17 protein-coding genes are annotated in these 18,870 nt (G+C 48.5%); 1 reads left to right on the forward strand and 16 read right to left on the reverse strand.

The genetic code is table 11. The features are described 5' to 3' along the window. Positions 1 to 10 precede the first annotated feature (10 nt). On the forward strand, positions 11 to 565 hold the full coding sequence (locus AC07OV_RS02190; RefSeq protein WP_495091411.1) for an O-antigen ligase family protein: 555 nt from the start codon (positions 11 to 13) through the stop codon (positions 563 to 565). A 12-nt stretch (positions 566 to 577) separates the two neighbouring features. On the opposite strand, the gene AC07OV_RS02195 is transcribed toward AC07OV_RS02190, so the two are convergent. From AC07OV_RS02195 to AC07OV_RS02270, 16 genes are all read right to left on the reverse strand, one after another. Beyond that, complete coding sequence (locus AC07OV_RS02195) at positions 578 to 2,578, reverse strand: polysaccharide biosynthesis protein (protein WP_495091491.1); 2,001 nt, start codon at positions 2,576 to 2,578, stop codon at positions 578 to 580. Positions 2,579 to 2,639: 61 nt separating this feature from the next. Next, positions 2,640 to 3,827, reverse strand: coding sequence for a DegT/DnrJ/EryC1/StrS family aminotransferase (locus tag AC07OV_RS02200; protein ID WP_494997846.1), 1,188 nt, complete (start codon positions 3,825 to 3,827; stop codon positions 2,640 to 2,642). A gap of 77 nt (positions 3,828 to 3,904) precedes the next feature. After that, on the reverse strand, positions 3,905 to 4,525 hold the full coding sequence (locus tag AC07OV_RS02205; protein WP_495091412.1) for an acetyltransferase: 621 nt from the start codon (positions 4,523 to 4,525) through the stop codon (positions 3,905 to 3,907). Then, complete coding sequence (locus tag AC07OV_RS02210) at positions 4,522 to 5,118, reverse strand: sugar transferase (RefSeq protein ID WP_034102665.1); 597 nt, start codon at positions 5,116 to 5,118, stop codon at positions 4,522 to 4,524. Before AC07OV_RS02210 ends, AC07OV_RS02205 begins: the two co-directional genes overlap by 4 nt. 63 nt (positions 5,119 to 5,181) lie before the next feature. Next, a complete protein-coding gene (locus AC07OV_RS02215) occupies positions 5,182 to 6,309 on the reverse strand; it encodes a glycosyltransferase family 4 protein (protein ID WP_494997848.1) in 1,128 nt (375 codons plus the stop codon). After that, positions 6,306 to 8,267, reverse strand: a complete 1,962-nt coding sequence (gene asnB / locus AC07OV_RS02220; RefSeq protein WP_495091413.1) for an asparagine synthase (glutamine-hydrolyzing) — start codon at positions 8,265 to 8,267, stop codon at positions 6,306 to 6,308. Before asnB ends, AC07OV_RS02215 begins: the two co-directional genes overlap by 4 nt. A gap of 12 nt (positions 8,268 to 8,279) precedes the next feature. Further along, positions 8,280 to 10,556: an O-antigen ligase family protein gene (locus AC07OV_RS02225; protein WP_495091414.1), complete on the reverse strand. Its 2,277-nt coding sequence runs from the start codon at positions 10,554 to 10,556 to the stop codon at positions 8,280 to 8,282. A gap of 72 nt (positions 10,557 to 10,628) precedes the next feature. Further along, positions 10,629 to 11,531 (reverse strand): glycosyltransferase, encoded by a 903-nt coding sequence (locus tag AC07OV_RS02230; protein WP_494997851.1) that lies wholly within the window; start codon positions 11,529 to 11,531, stop codon positions 10,629 to 10,631. Beyond that, positions 11,528 to 12,409 carry a glycosyltransferase family 2 protein gene (locus tag AC07OV_RS02235; protein ID WP_494997852.1) on the reverse strand — a complete coding sequence of 294 codons (882 nt, stop codon included), beginning with the start codon at positions 12,407 to 12,409 and terminating at the stop codon, positions 11,528 to 11,530. Before AC07OV_RS02235 ends, AC07OV_RS02230 begins: the two co-directional genes overlap by 4 nt. Continuing rightward, positions 12,403 to 13,689, reverse strand: a complete 1,287-nt coding sequence (locus AC07OV_RS02240; RefSeq protein ID WP_495091415.1) for an O-antigen translocase — start codon at positions 13,687 to 13,689, stop codon at positions 12,403 to 12,405. The genes AC07OV_RS02235 and AC07OV_RS02240 overlap by 7 nt, the downstream gene beginning before the upstream one ends. Next, the gene (locus AC07OV_RS02245; protein WP_495091492.1) at positions 13,689 to 14,816 is read right to left on the reverse strand and encodes a DegT/DnrJ/EryC1/StrS family aminotransferase; all 1,128 of its coding nucleotides are present in this window, start codon (positions 14,814 to 14,816) and stop codon (positions 13,689 to 13,691) included. Before AC07OV_RS02245 ends, AC07OV_RS02240 begins: the two co-directional genes overlap by 1 nt. A 70-nt stretch (positions 14,817 to 14,886) precedes the next feature. Beyond that, positions 14,887 to 15,303, reverse strand: a complete 417-nt coding sequence (locus AC07OV_RS02250) for a sugar 3,4-ketoisomerase (protein ID WP_494997855.1) — start codon at positions 15,301 to 15,303, stop codon at positions 14,887 to 14,889. Then, positions 15,300 to 16,337: an NAD-dependent epimerase/dehydratase family protein gene (locus tag AC07OV_RS02255; protein WP_494997856.1), complete on the reverse strand. Its 1,038-nt coding sequence runs from the start codon at positions 16,335 to 16,337 to the stop codon at positions 15,300 to 15,302. The genes AC07OV_RS02250 and AC07OV_RS02255 overlap by 4 nt, the downstream gene beginning before the upstream one ends. A gap of 37 nt (positions 16,338 to 16,374) precedes the next feature. Further along, a complete protein-coding gene (gene tviB, locus AC07OV_RS02260) occupies positions 16,375 to 17,652 on the reverse strand; it encodes a Vi polysaccharide biosynthesis UDP-N-acetylglucosamine C-6 dehydrogenase TviB (protein WP_494997857.1) in 1,278 nt (425 codons plus the stop codon). Positions 17,653 to 18,019: 367 nt separating this feature from the next. Continuing rightward, complete coding sequence (ihfB, locus tag AC07OV_RS02265; RefSeq protein WP_034102647.1) at positions 18,020 to 18,307, reverse strand: integration host factor subunit beta; 288 nt, start codon at positions 18,305 to 18,307, stop codon at positions 18,020 to 18,022. A gap of 132 nt (positions 18,308 to 18,439) precedes the next feature. Further along, positions 18,440 to 18,724 (reverse strand): hypothetical protein, encoded by a 285-nt coding sequence (locus tag AC07OV_RS02270; RefSeq protein WP_495091416.1) that lies wholly within the window; start codon positions 18,722 to 18,724, stop codon positions 18,440 to 18,442. Between the last annotated feature and the right edge of the window lie 146 nt (positions 18,725 to 18,870).

An 18,870-nucleotide genomic window follows, 5' to 3' on the forward strand; every position in this document is an offset into this window, starting at 1 on the left:
AGACCGAAAAATGAAACAACATCTTCGGAAAATAGGTATATTAACTACCGTCGTCATCACCGTGATGGTAGTACTTTTCACCAAGCACAGCTTTATGAGCGGCGACAGCGAGCACTTTAACCTACTGAACGCAACCCCAAACTTTACGGGCACATCAAGTGACACAGCCCGTATGGTACTGATCAACAGCGTTATTACGGAATGGTTAAAACAACCTATTTTTGGGCAGGGGCTCGGATATTACTTCGAAAAAAGCAATGAACTAGTGGGCTTCAAGGTCACCATACACAATACACTACTGTGGTTACTTACAGAGTTTGGAATTGTCGGGGCCGGCATTTTCTTGGCGGCCCTGATCGGTATCGGCTGGCAATTAAAGAAGAATATTAATATTGGTTATAGAAACAAAGCCGTTACGCTACTACTGATGACACTTATCATCATGAGTCTGTTTCACGAAGTTTTATACCAGCGAATTTTCTGGTTCATGTTTGGAGCATTAATCGCCGTTCAATACTCCAATGCCCCACCGCCTGCAAGTGACGAACGCGCCCCCCCCCGATAAATTGAATATAGGTCAGTCCACTTGATTGGGTCCCGATGCCTGTAGGTAGAGCCAATCAACGATATCACTTTCCGGAACGTAGCCTGTAACGGTATGTCGCAGCAATTGACGAACGAGCGAGTAATCTCCACGTTGAACGGCAGCCAACAGTTCGTCAAGCCTGCCTTTTAGAACGTCCCAAGACAGATGATCCTCGCTGGCACACATGATCATTGGGTGCTGAGTGGAAATGACATTGTCGCCGATCAACAACTCTTCATAAAGCTTTTCACCGGGGCGCAGCCCCGTGCATTCAATAGAGATGTCGCCGCTCGGGTTCTTCTCGGAGCGAACAGAGAAACCTGACAAATTAATCATTTTTTCTGCAAGCTCTATTATCCTGACAGGCTCTCCCATATCCAAAACAAAAACATCGCCACCCTGCCCCATTGACCCCGCCTGAATAACCAACTGTGCAGCTTCAGGAATCGTCATAAAATAGCGCGTGATTTTTGGATGAGTGACCGTCAATGGTCCACCCATCTTGATCTGCTTATGAAAAAGAGGAATGACAGAGCCCGAAGAGCCTAAGACATTTCCAAAACGAACCATAGTGAACCGGGTTTTATTGAGACACGCCCCCTCCTGCTCGCCAAACAGGACAGGTTCAGCTTCACGGCTAAGCGCCTGCAAAATGAGCTCTGCCAATCGCTTGGTGCTACCCATCACATTGGTAGGTCGTACCGCTTTGTCCGTTGATATGAGAACAAAGTTCTCTACCTGGGCTTGCAGTGCGGCCTGAGCAGTGTGCAATGTCCCAACCACATTATTTAAGATGCCTTCGGCTATATTATGCTCAACCATCGGCACGTGTTTGTAAGCGGCTGCGTGATAGACCGTGCTAACTTTCCAAGCCAACATGATCTCATGTAGCTTTGCCTGATTCCTTACCGACCCCAATATAGGCACCAGCTTAACAGCCAATGCTTCTCTAGAAACGCGCCCTTCCAACTCGGTTAAAATACTGTAGAGATTGAACTCACTGTGATCAAACAAAATGATCGAAACAGGGCCGAGTGAAAGTATCTGCCTGCACAGTTCAGAACCGATCGAGCCACCAGCACCGCTGACCAATACGGTCTTGCCGGTGATACAACGAGCCAGTAAATCTGGGTTTTCCGGCACTGCGTCGCGACCGAGTAGATCAGCAATATCGACTTCTTGAATGTCATCAACCTTGACGCGACCACTGGCGAGGTCCATGAATCCAGGAACACTTCGTACATGAAGCGGGAATGACTCGAGAAAACCCAAAATCTGCTTTCGTCGTGCGCGAGTAGAAGAGGGAATGGCCAAGAGTATTTCTTCTGCACCAGTAGCGTCGAGCATCCTCTGAATATGATCAGGTTTATACACTTGCAAACCTGAAATAACTCGATCGCAAATACCACGATCATCGTCGATAAACGCCACTGGACGCATAGCCTTGCCAATACGCAAGGCCGCCACTAGTTGGTTACCTGCAGCCCCCGCGCCGTAGATGGCCACCTTAGTCATCCGTGAGTCAGCGCCGGAAAGCGTATTACTTTGGGGTGACGAGAACCAATCGCCCATAAAATACTGGCGCATGGCAAAGCGCAGTCCACCGATGGCAACCAGGCTCAGCCACCAATAGTTGAAAACTATTGATCTGGGAACAACTGTGTGCTGACTACCAAATAAATAAACAACAACGGTCAGTGATAATGAAGAGAGAGTGACAGCCTTGAAAATGGCAATCAGGGCATCGTTACCAAAATACCGCATGACGGCGCGATACATGCCTAACTTCACAAAAAATGGAATGGACACAATCGGGGCGATCACGAACAACCAGCCGTGAGATACCAGAGGGTAAGCAAAATCGCCAACCCCCAAACGAACGATGAAGGACATCCACAACGCCAGCCAGACAATCAAAATGTCAGCAGAAACCTGAAACGCCCGCTTTTGACGGCGAGTGAGACTCAGCAATTGAAGGCGCAGTCTATCCATTAAGCCCTGAAACACTAAATACCGCTCCTGATACCAAACCTGTAATTATTGAATACTGGCTTTACGCCAAATCCCTATGACCAGCCAAAGCCATCACCTCTGTCAATACCTGACAGGTCTTGGCCACTTCGGATTCTTTGAGCGTTGGATGGACCAAAAACATCAAACTCGTTTCACCTAACTCCTTGGCCACTGACAAACGCTGTTGCGGGCGAAATGAAGTTCTTTCAAAGGCCTTCTCAAGGTAGACTTCGGAGCAAGAACCTGAAAAACATGGAACGCCGAGCGCATTGATTTCTTGAATGATGCGATCGCGACTCCAGCCGTCCGCCAAGGCCGCAGGCTCAACAAACACGTAACATTTATAAGCGGCGTGAGAAATTTCTGTTGGTAGCGCAGGCACACGTAAAGCGTTTATATCTCGAGCACAAGACCAAATTTTCTCCGCGAAAGCCAGACGCTGGCGCTGCCATTCTGGCATACGCTTAAGCTGGATCCTGCCGATAACACCTTGAGCTTCAAGCATGCGCCAATTGGTGCCAAAGCTCTCATGAACCCAGCGAAAGCCGGGAGCGTGGGAATCTTCATAAACAGCCCTCCAACTTTTACCATGATCTTTGAAAGACCACATCAACGACCATAAATGCTGGTCGTTTGTCGTTACCATGCCCCCCTCACCGCCCGTGGTCATAATCTTGTCCTGGCAGAAGGACCAGGCTCCGACATGACCGATCGAACCAACCGGGCGCCCTTTATAGGTAGCACCATGAGCTTGGGCACAATCCTCAATGATCTTGAGTTGATGCGTTTGTGCCAACTGCATAATGGGGTCCATGTCGCAGGGCCAACCAGCAAGGTGCACACAGATAACTGCGCGTGTACGCGCCGTAAGAACCGCCTGTATTGTCTGCGCAGTAATATTTTGTGAGTCAGGATCTACGTCAGCAAATATGGGCGTGGCACCAGCATTAATAATGCTGGAAACAGAGGCAAGAAAAGTCCGGGAAGTAACCACGACTTCATCACCAGGACCAATCTCTAGTGCGCGCAGTGCGAGGTCAAGTGCAACAGTACCGTTGGCAAGTGCGACCGCATATGAAGTACCTGCCCACGCCGCAAACTCTTTTTCAAACTCTCGACATTCCTGACCAGTCCAATAATTGACTTTGTTTGACAAAATCACTTCTTTAACGGCATTGGCTTCTTCCTCCGAAAAAGACGGCCAAGGAGAAAATGGAGAATTCAGCACTGTCAAGTCCCTATAGATAAAATGGCGATTATGAAATATAGCTCATTGAGGATACAAAGGTTAGGGCATAAATTGTGCTACTTGAGCGGTCGGGCTGGCACTCCGACAACGGTGACATCATCCATCACGTTAGCAACTACTGCTGCTCCAGCACCAATCACAACCGCCGACCCGATATGTATGCACTGCCGGATAGAAGCCCCTATTCCAACCCAGCAGAGGTCGCCCAGCAATACTCCTCCCGCAAGGCTCGCACCCGGACTGACATGACAGCCCTGTCCCAATCGACAGTCATGGTCCACGTTGCACCCCGTATTGAGTATCGCGGCTTGCCCAACGACCGCACCGGCGTTGACCGAAACACCGGCAAATATGACGCTGCCAGCAGCAATTTTTGCGTAGCGGCTAATGTTCGCCCGCGGGTGAACAATAGTCGCAATTTTTGCACCGGACGCTTGTAGCTCCAGCGTGATTCTCAACCTGGTTTTGTTGTCGCCAATAGCTACCACAACACCGTCGAACTTAGAAAGTGTATTGCGCAGACATGCGGAGTCACCCAGTACAGGCCAGACACCGCAAAGGGTCAACTGCGCCGATGAGTCGTCAAAAAACACTATTTCCTTCCAGCCGCAAGCCTCAGCAGTGTCCGCAACCACTTTGCCATGGCCACCGGCACCGAGGATGGCAAGCCGCATCACTGCTGATCCCCCGTGAATTTTGACATTGTCGCTTCACCCTCTGCACTTACACCATCTCGCTTAATAACCTTCTTCACTGTCAGGAACAAAATTTTCAGATCAAGCCAGAAGTTTTGATTTTCAACATACCAAACATCCAGTTCAAACTTTTCCTTCCACCCGAGGGAGTTCCTGCCATTTACTTGCGCCCAACCAGTGATTCCGGGACGAACCTCATGTCGCCGAAACTCATTAGCGGAATACAGCGGGAGGTATTCCATCAACAAAGGTCGTGGCCCCACCAGGCTCATATCACCTTTGAGTACGTTCCACAACTCCGGCAACTCATCCAGACTTGAAGAGCGCAAAAGTCGACCAAAGGGGCCAAGCCGTTCAGCGTCGGGCAAAGGAGCACCGGAGCCTCCGACGGCGTCTTTCATGGTACGGAATTTGATCATTTCGAAGGGTTTACCCGCCAATCCCGGGCGCATTTGCCGGAAAATGATCGGCGAACCGAGCTTCCCGCGTATGAGCAGGGCCACAACCAGGATAACAGGTGATAGCAAGACGATTGCCAGCCCAGCACTGATAACATCAAATATACGCTTTAACATGATTGCACTCTAACACCCTGCACTTTAATCAACCGAATGAACAATGGGACGTAGCCATGAAAATTACAGGCCAATCACTGCGAGCATAACGTTATTGACTTTATTAACGTCATACTTGTCTTCGGCAAGTTTTCTCGAGGCTGCGCCCATACTGACAATCCGTTGTGGGCATTGAACAAACTTAGACATTGCGCTCACCAGCTCATCAACCGACTGGACCGTGACCATAAAACCGTTGAGCCCCTCGATTACTGTTTCACGACAACCAGGAGCATCTGTTGTAATGATTGCCCGCCCCATGGACATAGCCTCAAGCACAGTACGCGGTGTTCCCTCCCGGTAGGAAGGAAGAACGTAAACACTACTCGCTGCAATTACAGGCCTGACATCGCTCAACTTGCCGTGATACTCCAGCGTTCCTTCCGCAATCCAGCCTTGAAGCTCCTGTTCACTGATGGCATCAGGGTTATCGTCGATCCAACCCACTAGATCAAAAGCTACCTCTGGGTGAAGCATGCGTATTTTCCGCGCTGCCATCGCGTATTCCCGCACCCCCTTGTCACCTAACAACCTGGCGATCAACAGGAACCGTGTCTGCTCAGGAAAAGGAGCAACCGTGAAATCATCCAGACAAACGCCAGAACCGTTAACTACCGTAGATCTCGATTCTGCACTGAGAATACCCATGTTCAGGAACAATTCCTGATCATCCGGGTTCTGGAAAAATACAGCGTGTGCGCCAGACAAAGAATACCTGTAGAGACGCTGCACAAGCGTTTTGACCATCAGGCTCAAGCGCCCGCCGCTGTGCTGTTTCTGGAACGCATAACCCAGGCCGGTGATCAGCGCTATTCGTATTATTTTTTTACTGGCGAAACGGGCTGCAATCAAACCGTAGACAACGGGTTTAACGGTATAAGCCAATACGTAATCCGGACGTAAGGCCCTGAGCAACTTCCACAGCTGAATTAAAGTGAAAAAATCAGAGACGGGGTTCATCCCGGTGCGATTCAATGAGATTGAATGAACGGTGATACCTTTGCGCTCCAGCAAAGAACGCACGGGATGACTTGAAGTCAGATCGGGGGCGGCAACATGCACAGCCAACCCCTTGGCAAGCAAAGCGTCCAGTAATGGCCCTCGGAAATTTACCAGAGAGTCAGGGTAGCTGGCGATGACCAGAATACTCATGCTCGCTGCTCCTCCAGCCAAGCCTGAAACATCAGGATAGTCCATAGCTGATGCTGCCAATTACGCACGCCCATTAAATGCTCCTCCCACATTTTTCGAATCGGCGCAGGTCTGAAATACCCCTCAGACTCAAGTCTGGACGAGTCGAGCAAGGAAGCAGCCCATTCTCTAAGCGGCCCTCGCAGCCAACTATCAAGGGGAATACCAAAGCCCTGCTTTGGCCGCTCGATCATGTTTTTAGGCACATGACGATATAGGACCTGCTTGAGCAGCCACTTACCTTCACCCGCACGAATCTTGTAGTGCAATGGCATGTTCCAAGCCAGCTCCACCACACGGTGGTCGAGCAATGGGGAACGCGTTTCAAGACTGGCGGCCATCGCCGCGCGATCCACCTTGACCAGAATATCGTCAGCCATATACGTCTGGGCATCCATAGCCATCATCCAATGCTCAAAACTATCAGTAATAGGCCAGTCAGATGATCGGGTAAAAAGCGTCTCTGGCTCGGATGCCCCCAACACTATGCCTGCAGGATCGTCCCAGTGACTGGCCAATCGATAGAAGAACTCCTCCCCAGTACCCAACCCAAGAACATCAGCCAGCTTATGCGCTTTGTCGCCGGGGGTCGTGATATGCAGCCGCTTGGGTATCAGTGGTTTGCCTAACTTGAACAGCTTGTCCCATGTGACGGGAGGGACTGCTTTCAACATCGACGAAGCCGCGGCCCGCACAGGCCGGGGCAAACGCTGCATGGCCCCCCATACCTTGCGCGCGCTCAAATAGCGGTTATAGCCACCAAACAGCTCATCACCGCCATCACCGCTAAGGGCGACCTTCACATGCTCACGCGCCATTTTGCTGAGTAAATAAGTGGGAATCTGTGAACTGTCACTGAATGGTTCACAGTATATGGATGGCAGCTGAGGGATAACAGCTAACGCATCTTCCGGACGCACATAGAGTTCTGTGTGCTCCGTGCCAAGGTGACGAGCAATGTCTTTGGCATGCACGGCCTCGTCATACCCGCCCTCTTCAAAACCTATGGTAAACGTGCGTATGGGCCTGGCGGATTGTGCCTGCATCAGAGAAACGATAGTGCTGCTGTCGACCCCCCCACTGAGAAAGGCCCCTAACGGAACATCAGACAGCATTTGTCCTTCAAGGCTCTGCAAAAGTCGAGATTCCAGTAAATCAACTGCTTGGCTATCAGTACCGACAAAGGGTGCTGACAAGCCTTCCGCAACTACTGTGTTGAGGCTCCAATAAGTATGGGTCCCTAAAGTCTCGGCTCTCCCCTGAAGATCAACCCGAAGCTGCATGTAAGTGCCCGGCATCAGTTTGAACATGCCCTCATAAATACAATGGGGCGCGGGCACACAATTATGTCTCAACAACAGCACCAAGGCGTTTCGATCAACATCCGCGCAAAAAGCAGGGTGTGCCTTGAGCGCTTTCAATTCGGAGCCGAAGAGAAAAAAATCGCCTTGCCAGCCGTAATAGAGCGGCTTTTCACCAGTGCGATCTCTGGCCAGGGTGAGCAGTTTTTCCTGCCTGTCCCACAAAGCAATTGCGAACATGCCTACAGCTGCCTGAAGCGTCTTTTCCACCCCCCATAAACTAAAGCCTATGAGCAGGGTCTCGGTATCCGCATGCCCTCTCCACTGCAGGCCTGGATCAATCGACTGCAGTGTGGCTCTAAGATCAAGATGGTTATAAATCTCGCCATTGAAAGCGATAACGTACCGACCGCAATGAGAGACCATAGGCTGGCTGCCCGCGGGAGACAGGTCCAGAATTGAGAGCCTTGTATGCCCCAAGGCAATACCGTCTTCGCGATCCGTCCAGTAGCCGGCGGCGTCCGGACCACGGTGAGTCAGGGTTGATGTCATTCGTTGCAACACGGCCTCATCCAATGGGACGCTGCTCTGTGCCAGATAACCTACTAAACCACACATGAAGAATACCTACTAATCCGTTTGAGCAGGGGAAGTCGCGAGAGCTGCTGTACTTAGCTTGATTGGCGCACGGACAAATTGCGACGCGAGCATCAGACCGAGCAAAAACCAAAATACTCGCTGATACATAACCTCATGAAAAAGACTCATCAATGCAAAACCTAACAGCAATAAAATAATTGCATTATCTCTAACACTGCGTTTCTTTTTAAAGAATGCACTGATAAACAGATAAACAAACATCAAGGCAAAACAACTCAATCCGGCAATGCCAAACTCAGTGAGTACCCACAGCGTAGTGTTGTGAATAATCACAGGAAAACCGACAAGCTGGCTGCTCTTGTTAAAAAAGTAGCCCAAGCCATTACCCCACCAAGGAGATTGTAGCCAGGCGGTTATTGCCGCACTATTGATAGAGGCTCTACCTGCGTCACTTTCAGACATTGAAAATTCGGGTTGAATTTGTATATGCGGAAATGACAAATCATAACCAAACACGAAAGTGACTAGATCATTGAAAAAATCAAGCACCGCAGGAAGGTAAATTATGAAAGCATAGAGGACACAGGAAACGAGAAACGATGCCATTAAATGAGAGCGCTTCATCACATTGAAGACGCCAGCGAACAACAGGAGCATCAAAATAGTGACAATACCAGAACGCGAAGATGTATAGAAAATTCCGACTGTCATTATCGTCAGCGCCACAACAGCAAAAACACTGCACTTGATGGACGGAAACGCCCGCAAGTATCTCCCCTGATAAAGCGGAGACAAGCTAATAAACGCTGCAGCAACACAGATGATCTGAAATGCCAGTGCATTCCTATTACCGACGTATCCATCAATTGAGTAGGTAAAGCCGGACCAATGAATGACTCCGTACAGATGAAGAATCCTAAGTGCAATCTGCAGGATGATGATCACACAGATAACTGCAACCATGGTTTCAACTATTCGCCTAGTCCCCGGCAAACCATAGTATGCGGCAGCGAGGTAACCAGCGGACGCAAAACCCAACAAAACAAACCAGCCAAAGACTTTACCCAGCGCCCAACCGTTAGTTCCAATACTATAGAAACCATGGGCATAACCTAGGAACATAACAAGTGTGACAAGTAACAATAAGGAGTTGACCCGAATAAATCGCCAGCGTGGGGCTGAACGACTAAAGACTGCATTCAAGAGAACAACCGACAGTGCAAGTATCGCAAATGGGTCAGCCAAGTTCACGCTGATAGCACTTTCACCGTATTTTATTATTATCTGGAAAAAAATAAACAATGATACACAGAAACAAAGCACCCACGCCGCAGAGCGCTCTAGGTAAGCCCCCCCAAGCTTACGCTGAGCTAAAGGGATGTCCACCTCCCCCCCATTCACTGGCTGGGCCATTGCATGCTTACCTTTACGTAAGGCAAATGGCGCCAAGCTGATCACCGAAAGTATAGATAAGAGGCCACATAGTATAGAAGCTGCAAGGGCTTGTTCGGCACTCACCGCGAATGTCCCCAAGACAGAAACCGAAACGATTTCGCGCAGCCCCCAACCACCAAAGCTAACGGGCAACCCTGCGGCAAACGATACAATGGCAGCAGCAGAAAACAACTGCAGCATGCTGACATTTGGAGCTACTACAGAAAAAAGGCAGGCAAAACACGTCAGCATCAAAATGTTGCTTGTGGAGGATATTAACGCGACCTCCAACAGTCGCTTGGCATTCCTTTTTGCGAGTAAACTACTGCCAATTTTAACTTCAAACCTACCGATGCCCAACGCCAAGCTTAAAACCAACGCGAACAGCAGTACTGAGAAAATCTCGACAACCGGTAACTCATCTAGATACTTGCTAACCACCCCTTCGAGTAAATACAAAGCACCCAACATGGCAAACGCAGCGCTGATTACCGCGACGACTGTCCGCTCATAGGCTGCAATGACCGCGTTTTCAACCGCCGATACACCCGCAGATTGTAAAACTGCCTGACGACCGGCCATTTGTCCAAATAAAGGAATCACTAATAAAGATGCAATATTGGCAGCCGCACTGGCTTTAAACACCAACAGCCAGGACAGCGGATGATCAAAATGAGATAAAATACGCCAGAACCTGAAGGTCACTACGACCACGTTCCCAACCATAAGGGCAAAGACCAACACTAATAAGGCAGGAGGAAACTGTTGTGCGTGGGACAGAATATCCGCAGGGCTCAAGTAAAACATAAGCCCTGCCAGTAAGAATAACGAAACAACGGCACCCACTATCTTCTTAGCTTTTTTGACATCCATCTACACCCCCGACAGCTCACATTGCCAGCATCAACTACAAAACAAATCAACAACAAGCACCTCAACCACTAACTACTGAAACAACCTCAATATGCGCCTAATCCTAATACGTAAAAAAAACAGGGGCGCAAGACTGTTCGTAGACATAGCCTTTTTGAACAACGACAATCCTCGCCAATACTCACCAGCAATAAAAAACTTCATAGAGAATGCTATGTTTCGTTCGGAAACAGATTTACTAGCGACCGCCTTGAGCGAGGGATACTTCTCAGCAACGATATCCAGCGTCTGCATAACTTCTGCATACTGCTGCCGCAAATGACTACCCCCCGTAATATTATTGGCGTGCCTGCGATAACGCGCGTAGACACCTTCAAGGTACTTAATCTCACCACCAGAAAGCATCAAAACTTCAATATACCAAAGCCAGTCTGACGCAAATTTTATGCGTTCATCGCAGGCTGGCAGTTTTTTATTTCGGATCGCTACCGAACAACCACAACCAAATGCCCCACGTCGGACCAGCTCTGCCGCTCCACCTTCGTGCTTACCATGCATGTCATTATAGAGATACATGACTCGATTTGAGTCAGAGTCAAATACCTCAACATCATGATACGAAATTGTGACGTTTGGATTGTCTTCAAGATGCTGCACTTGCGCCGCGATCTTTCCAGGGCAGAAAACGTCGTCACCACCCAGCACAAAAATCACATCTCCCTGACAACGTTCCAGGCACGCATTAAAATTCCTGGTAATACCAACATTCGCATCGAAATAAATCTTATCGATATTCATTGCGGATTGTTGCTCGAACTGATCAATCACATCACACGTTCGGTCGCTTGACGCATCATCACCGATAACCAGTTGAACGCCAGGATATTCCTGGAGTGCAACCGACTGCAACGCCTCCAAAATAAATGACTCGTGATTATAGGTAAGAATAATAATAGAAACTGATAGCACACTCATCCTACAAGCCTCTTGCTCATCAACCGAACCAGCTTTTTAAAAGGAATACCAAAGCAAAGGCCGGCCAGCAAAAAGCGCAAACCAGTCAAATACTTACGCCCTCTAAACAGGCTTGCCGAGTGCGAAAAAAATATATTAGATATAGACTTGTTACGTAAACCTGACTCTTCTGCCGAAAAAAACATACAGGGAACTTCAAGCCTCATTGGAAGAGTTTTCCAACAGTCCGAATGGGTATTTCCAGAATGAAGTCGATATTGAAAGGTTGCCAAGTTCTGAAATCCGACTTTATAACTTTTTAGAAAATACAGCAGTACAACCCAGTCATCTGATTTAAACTTCCTTCTCAACCCCGAAACCTCTCGCATTAAATCTGCTTTCATCATCGCAGACTGTAGCAAAGGTGCAGAGGTGTCATCGACGGCACAAAATGTGTACCCTTGACCGGATTTTAAAGCACGCTCGAATTCAGATAGGTTTTGCCTTGTAAAAACATTACCTTGTTCGTTGATTATTTCTCCCAACGAATAAACACAATCAACATCATTTTCATGCAAGAAGCTCACTTGAGCTGCTATTTTATTAGGCAGCAACACGTCGTCCGAACCAATCAGCGATATATATGCACCCCTGCACACTTCCAAGGCGCGTTCGATAGCACCATTTACACCAGTATTTACTTTACTTTCAATAAATACAAAATCATATTTCTCTTGAAGACATCTGATTTTCTGAACACTGTCATCCGGAGAACAATCATCAACCACTATCAATTCATAACTGCTACGCGCTGCCGTTTGATTCATTATCGACTCAATTGTTGCACAGACGAAACTCGAGTGATTATACGACGGCACTATAATACTTACCTTCAACATTCCTTGTGCCCCTCGCCTGCTTCTAGAATTTTATGCTTTCGAAACCACAAAAAGAAAAACAGGGCTAGCGCTATCAAATAACAAAAATAGTTAGCCGCGTAAGCTATGACTACTCCATCGCTGCCGTAATAGGCCGAAAAAAACTTTGTCGCAAAGAAAAAACCAAATGAAAACATAACTTCAGTAACGATAAAAGGAATGACCAATGCCCTCGCCCACAACAAAAAACCCAACACCCAACTCGTTATCTTCAATGTATCGCCAACCACTTGCCAAGCGACCAAACCTTCAATCGGTAAAAAATCACTGGAAAATAGCAGTTTTATCAACCACTCCCTTAGCAGATAAACACTGGCACTTCCCAATAGTGCAACGGGAACAATCATGCACAGCGCTTTCACAACTTCAAGCCTAAGCTTTGTGATCGATTTGATTTCCGAGTATCTAGGAAGAAAATACAAACTTAAGGTCGTAGTTACCAGCATCAGGTAGGCACCGCTAAGCCTAGTCAACGCTTCCCAATAGCCGGCAAAATCAATACCGTAGGCGCCGATCAAATAATCGCGAACCAGCATACTCGACAAGGGTACACACGCAGCCGATACTCCGACCATAAGCGAAAACTTCAATAGCTTAAATAACGCCTGCTGATCAATTGCACCGACCAGCAATCGAAAGCTGAACCAGGATTTACGCGAGCAGATATAAGCCGTTGCGACACAGGCGATAGACTGGTAGACCGAAAGTGACACCAACGCACCGTACAGCCCAAAATAAACGGATAAAACAACGACAACTACAAAGCTCAGCAGACTGCCAATAATATTGGCAGTCACGTAGGCCGCCACTTCTTTCTTACCATTCAGTATCGCCAACAACAATGAATTTAGAACAAAGAAAATCAAACCGCAGGAAAGCCAATAAAAGACCGTGTAATGGGTTTCAATGCTCAAAAAGTAACGCGCCAGAGGTCTGGCAAATAGAGCGATCAGTAAGGCTGCAATGCAAGCCCCAACTAAAGAGACAATGCCTGCTGTGGCCCATATCCTGTGCTGCCGATCGCTATCTCCTGCGTATTCCGCCGTGTACTTTGTGACACCCGTATTCATTGAACCACCGGCAAAGGTGGTGATCATCTGAACCAAATTTTGAAACTGCCCTAATGCCGCATACCCTGCAGGACCGACATACACGGCCAATATTTTATTTATCCCTAGCAAGGTCAGCATTTTAATTACAACCGCGACAGCATTGAGCAAACTGGTTCTTACAAAAGTCATTATGCGCTAACGCCGTTGAAACTGTTGCACGCCTCGACAACCTGCGTTGCCTCCGCGATGCTCAGAGTCGGCCCGATCGGTAGGCTCAGGACTGTTCGATGGATATTTTCCGTTATATCCAAGGATAGTCCATTCAGGTGTTGATAGGCTGCTTGCTTATGCGGTGGAATAGGATAGTGAATCAACGACTGTATGTCGTGCTTCAGTAAATGTGATTGGAGTGCCTCTCGCTGTTCACTGCGCACCACAAAAAGATGCCAGACATGAGACTTCATATTCCGTACGTCCACAACTGGCCGCAACGGCAACGCGATAGTCGGATTCTCGATATGATCCATGTAGAACTGGGCAATTTCCCGCCGGTGCGCGGTTTGTACATCCAGATACTTGAGTTTGACACTCAGCATGGCCGCTTGAATTTCGTCAAGACGACTATTAACGCCTTGGTACATGTTATGGTAACGCTGATGCGAGCCATAATTTCTAAGTGCCTGGAGCGCATTCGCTAACTCATCACTGCTGGTCACAACAGCGCCGGCATCGCCCAATGCGCCCAAATTTTTTCCTGGGTAGAAACTGAACCCTGCCGCATCGCCCCAGCAACCAGCTTTCTTCCCATTTGAGCTAGCGCCGTGTGCTTGCGCTGCGTCCTCCAGTACAAGCAATTTGTGGGATTTGGCAATGTCCATCAACTCAGGCATGCATGCAAGCTGCCCGTACAAATGGACAGCAAGGATAACGCGGGTTCGAGAAGTCAAAGCAGCACGCGTGCGTTCAGGCGATAGATTGAACGTCTGCTCATCGGGTTCAACCAGTACGGGCACCAGGTTGTTTTCTGTAATTGCGAGAATACTGGCAATATAGGTATTTGCCGGCACAATAACTTCGTCACCGTCCTGCAGTTTACCCATCAACTTCCAGGCACGCAGTGTCAAAACCAGCGCATCGAGGCCATTGGCCACCCCAACACAATGCTTTGCGCCACAGTATTCGGCGAATGAAGCCTCAAATTGATTCAGCTCTTGACCCGCTATATACCAACCAGAGTCTACAACCCTTGTGCACGCGCCAATCAGCTCGTCACGCATCGATGCATTGGCAGATTTAAGATTCAAAAACTCAATCATTGTAAAGTCACTCACATTCACTTGATACTTATGAAACATCTTAGTTACTAAATTGACTCAGGCATTTACATCAGACCGACGGCTGGCTATCCGCTACGGCGGCCAAAAACTCGGAATAATCCCTTATGTAATCACTCTCGTCGTAATGTTCACTGGCCAAAACCAGCAATACACAATCTTCGCTGAAATTGTGCATTTCTCGCCAAACCAAGTCCCCAATGACCAGCCCTTTGGTCGGCGAGTCCAGCCTAGCCATACTTCGGACAGAGCCGTTGTCCAGAATCATTTCACAATGGCCTATTACGCACACCGCTACTTGCTTAAGATTACGGTGCGCATGAAAACCTCGAGCGACACCTTCTTGTGTACCGAAGATGTAATAGACCCTTTTAATCTCAAAGGGAACGGTCTTCTCGGCCTCTATCGCAACCAAAGACCCACGATCATCACCTAGTGGTGGAAAGCTGACCCACTCTAAGCTATTCATTTCACACCTTGCGCCAAGGCGTTAACGTACCAAGGCATGGCCACAGCAATACCTTGTTCCACGCTGTACTCGGGGGCATACCCCAACAGCGCCTTGACTTTCCCAATGTCAGCTTGTGAGTGCTTGACATCGCCTGCCCTGAAGTCTCGATACACCGGACTACGCTGACGAACAACACCATTCTTGGAGAGTTCTGCAGCCAGCAACGCAAACAATTGGTTCAATGTCGTACGGTCGCCCACAGCAACATTATATATCTGGTTCAAGGACTCAGCGCTTGTACTCGTCGCCGCGAGCAAGTTGGCTTGGACAGTATTCTCGATGAAACAAAAATCCCGACTGGTTTCACCATCGCCGTTAACATAGATATCCTCACCGGATATCATCGAAGAAATCCACTTCGGGATAACCGCTGCATAAGCACCATTGGGATCCTGGCGCTTACCGAAAACATTAAAATAGCGAAGTCCTACAGTATTGAAACCGTAGCAGCGAGAAAATACATCAGCATAGAGTTCGTTTACATACTTTGTCACAGCATAGGGAGAAAGAGGCTTGCCGATGATAGACTCAACCTTAGGCAACCCAGGGTGATCGCCGTAAGTGGAGCTACTGGCTGCATAGGTGAAGCTTTTCACCCCTGCATCTTTGGCAGCAACCAACATGTTGAGAAAACCATCAATATTGGTGCTATTGGTGTTAATCGGGTCATTAATCGAGCGCGGAACAGAGCCCAAGGCTGCTTGATGCAAGACGTAGTCAACCCCCTGACAAGCTGAGTTGCAGTCTTCCAGAGACCTTATATCACCTTCGACAAAGGTAAAGCGTGCCCATTGTTCGACACTGACAAGACCTTGCACTTCTTCAAGGTTTTTCTTGTGCCCCGTAGAAAAATTGTCTATTCCAACCACCCACTGCTCGGCCAATAGCAGTGCTTCCAGAAGATTCGAGCCAATAAAACCGGCAACGCCTGTCACCAACCATTTTTTGGGGGACGTCGAAATTTTCGAAAGAATCTTCTTATATTCATTCATTCTGCACCTACCCTAGTAATTATCTTAACCGAGTGTTCTATAGACGCAAATCAGACTCTTCGGCCTTCAATAGATACTTCAGGTCATAAAGTACGTGCTTTGTCTTGCCGTAACTGCGTATTTTTGCTACGCCCGCTTGACGGAATTCTTCATGTGCTACCGCCAATATTATACCATCGTATGCAGACTCGTCGGGAGCGGCTATAGGACGAATGCCGTACTCTTCCCCAGCCTCTTCCTTGCTCACCCAAGGGTCGTACACGTCAACGGCGATATTGTATTCAGCCAGCTCACTAACAATATCGACGATGCGGGTATTTCGCAGATCAGGGCAATTCTCCTTGAACGCAAGACCCATCAGTAGAATACGCGCACCGTCTACCTGAATCTGCTTCTTGAGCATGGCCTTGACCATCTGCGAGACAACGTACGCCCCCATTCCGTCATTCAACCTGCGTCCGGCCAATATAATTTCCGGGTGATATCCGATCGATTGCGCCTTGTGCGTCAGATAATAAGGGTCGACACCAATGCAGTGCCCGCCAACCAACCCTGGCCTGAATGGTAGAAAGTTCCACTTCGTTCCTGCCGCCTCCAAGACCGCCTCGGTATCAATCCCCATCTTATTGAAGATAATTGCCAGCTCGTTGATCAGAGCAATATTCAAGTCACGCTGAGTATTTTCGATCACCTTGGCCGCTTCAGCCACTTTTATACTGGAAGCCTTGTGCGTCCCCGCGATCACAACTTGATTATAAAGCTCGTCAACCAACTCGGCGACTTCCGCAGTCGAACCGGCAGTCACCTTCTTGATAGTTGTCAGCCGGTGAACTTTATCACCTGGATTAATCCGCTCCGGGCTATAGCCAGCATAAAAATCCCTGTTAAATTTCAAACCTGAAACTCTCTCCAACACAGGAACACAGACTTCCTCGGTGGCGCCGGGATAAACTGTAGACTCATAGATAACAATATCGCCTTTCTTTAACACTTTACCGAGCATTTCCGAAGCCTTGATCAGAGGCGTCAGGTCCGGCTGCTTGTAACTATCGATTGGCGTCGGCACAGTGACGATATAGGTATTACAAGCCACTAGATCTTCCTGATCCGAGCTGAACGACAACAAACCAGCCTCTTTCAGCTCCGCAGTACAGACTTCCAGTGTGGCGTCATGCCCAGCCTTCAACGCATCAATCCTTGCCTGGTTGATGTCAAATCCGATCGCCGGACGCTGCTTGCCAAATTCAACAGCCAGTGGCAACCCCACGTAACCAAGGCCTATTACAGCCAGTTTGATGTCATCCAGTTTTAGCATGTGTATATCCATTAATCCGTTGTCGTAAAAATCGCCTCTGCGATTTTTATAAAGCCATTACCTTCATGCCTTCACCCCGCAGATGCAGCACAAAGGGTGAAAACCATTCTCACTAAAAACAAAAAAAGCCCTAACAGGCCTTAAAATAAAATAGTCCAGCCGCGAAAATAACAACACTTCATTATACTAGTATTGAGGTTTTATCTTTAGCGTTCTGGCGCTCGAAAACAGGGAAGATGGAAATTGCAGGGCCCAAGGCCCTTAAATTCGCCAAACAGATGGGGCTCGTTAACCCACTGCATCGGATCGAAAAATATCCGAGAGCTATTTGAAACCAGCGCTAAAGGTGGCTGATACCTTGCCCCCCCTACTCTTCCTCTTCATTCACCCGATCCCTTAGCTCCTTGCCCGGCTTGAAATGTGGTACAAATTTGCCGTCCAGGCTGACGGACTGGCCGGTCTTCGGATTACGTCCTACGCGGGGGGCGCGGTAGTGTAGAGAAAAGCTGCCAAAACCGCGAATCTCGATGCGATCGCCGGTGGCCAGGCACTGGGACATTTGCTCAAGCATGGTCTTGATAGCCAGCTCCACATCTTTGGATGAGAGCAGCCCTTGATGGGTGACAATTCGTTCGATCAACTCCGACTTCGTCATATTTTTCCCTTCTTTTTCAAGCAGCTAGGAAAAGCGCTTCGAAGGTTTTAGCATGACTTGATGAATTTGAACAGCCCACCCACCAACTTATCTGCATGATCAATTCATACCGATAAAACGCGCCTTCCATACTCAATTACACATCACCAGCATCGTCCGGGTCACCGCACCCGCAGGATTCCAGCCAAACAGGTAATCACCCTCATCGTCCTTGGCATCACTGGACCTGGTGATGACCTTGTAGCCCTGCTGCTTACACTCACGGGCAGCGCGCTTCTCGCACTTGTCCCAATTGGAACCGAGACCCGAGCAGTCGATCTCAATGCCACTGACACCGTGCCTGGCGTGAGTCTTGGCGCTGGTAGCGGAGCACCCTGCAAGCAACATCATGGCGAATACAACTGTAAGCCTATTCATTCAGATCCTTATTGAATCAGCGACACAAGAGCGATTTCTTCAAAGACTATAATTAGATCTGACCCCGCTCGATAGCCCAAGGTTCTCGGGCGGTGATTCAACAAATTTCAGGCACAAAAAAGGGCGACCGAAGTCGCCCTTTTTCT

It is taken from the genome of Pseudomonas sp. GW821-FHT09A09, from assembly GCF_059418405.1.

What these genes read in the sequence shown, in the direction of transcription:
- AC07OV_RS02190 (WP_495091411.1), top strand. Translation starts at nt 11, where the DNA reads ATGAAACAACATCTTCGGAAAATAGGTATATTAACTACCGTCGTCATC.
- AC07OV_RS02195 (WP_495091491.1), bottom strand. Translation starts at nt 2,578, where the DNA reads ATGGATAGACTGCGCCTTCAATTGCTGAGTCTCACTCGCCGTCAAAAG.
- AC07OV_RS02210 (WP_034102665.1), bottom strand. Translation starts at nt 5,118, where the DNA reads ATGTTAAAGCGTATATTTGATGTTATCAGTGCTGGGCTGGCAATCGTC.
- AC07OV_RS02215 (WP_494997848.1), bottom strand. Translation starts at nt 6,309, where the DNA reads ATGAGTATTCTGGTCATCGCCAGCTACCCTGACTCTCTGGTAAATTTC.
- asnB (WP_495091413.1), bottom strand. Translation starts at nt 8,267, where the DNA reads ATGTGTGGTTTAGTAGGTTATCTGGCACAGAGCAGCGTCCCATTGGAT.
- AC07OV_RS02225 (WP_495091414.1), bottom strand. Translation starts at nt 10,556, where the DNA reads ATGGATGTCAAAAAAGCTAAGAAGATAGTGGGTGCCGTTGTTTCGTTA.
- AC07OV_RS02230 (WP_494997851.1), bottom strand. Translation starts at nt 11,531, where the DNA reads ATGAGTGTGCTATCAGTTTCTATTATTATTCTTACCTATAATCACGAG.
- AC07OV_RS02235 (WP_494997852.1), bottom strand. Translation starts at nt 12,409, where the DNA reads ATGTTGAAGGTAAGTATTATAGTGCCGTCGTATAATCACTCGAGTTTC.
- AC07OV_RS02240 (WP_495091415.1), bottom strand. Translation starts at nt 13,689, where the DNA reads ATGACTTTTGTAAGAACCAGTTTGCTCAATGCTGTCGCGGTTGTAATT.
- AC07OV_RS02245 (WP_495091492.1), bottom strand. Translation starts at nt 14,816, where the DNA reads ATGATTGAGTTTTTGAATCTTAAATCTGCCAATGCATCGATGCGTGAC.
- AC07OV_RS02250 (WP_494997855.1), bottom strand. Translation starts at nt 15,303, where the DNA reads ATGAATAGCTTAGAGTGGGTCAGCTTTCCACCACTAGGTGATGATCGT.
- AC07OV_RS02255 (WP_494997856.1), bottom strand. Translation starts at nt 16,337, where the DNA reads ATGAATGAATATAAGAAGATTCTTTCGAAAATTTCGACGTCCCCCAAA.
- tviB (WP_494997857.1), bottom strand. Translation starts at nt 17,652, where the DNA reads ATGCTAAAACTGGATGACATCAAACTGGCTGTAATAGGCCTTGGTTAC.
- ihfB (WP_034102647.1), bottom strand. Translation starts at nt 18,307, where the DNA reads ATGACGAAGTCGGAGTTGATCGAACGAATTGTCACCCATCAAGGGCTG.
- AC07OV_RS02270 (WP_495091416.1), bottom strand. Translation starts at nt 18,724, where the DNA reads ATGAATAGGCTTACAGTTGTATTCGCCATGATGTTGCTTGCAGGGTGC.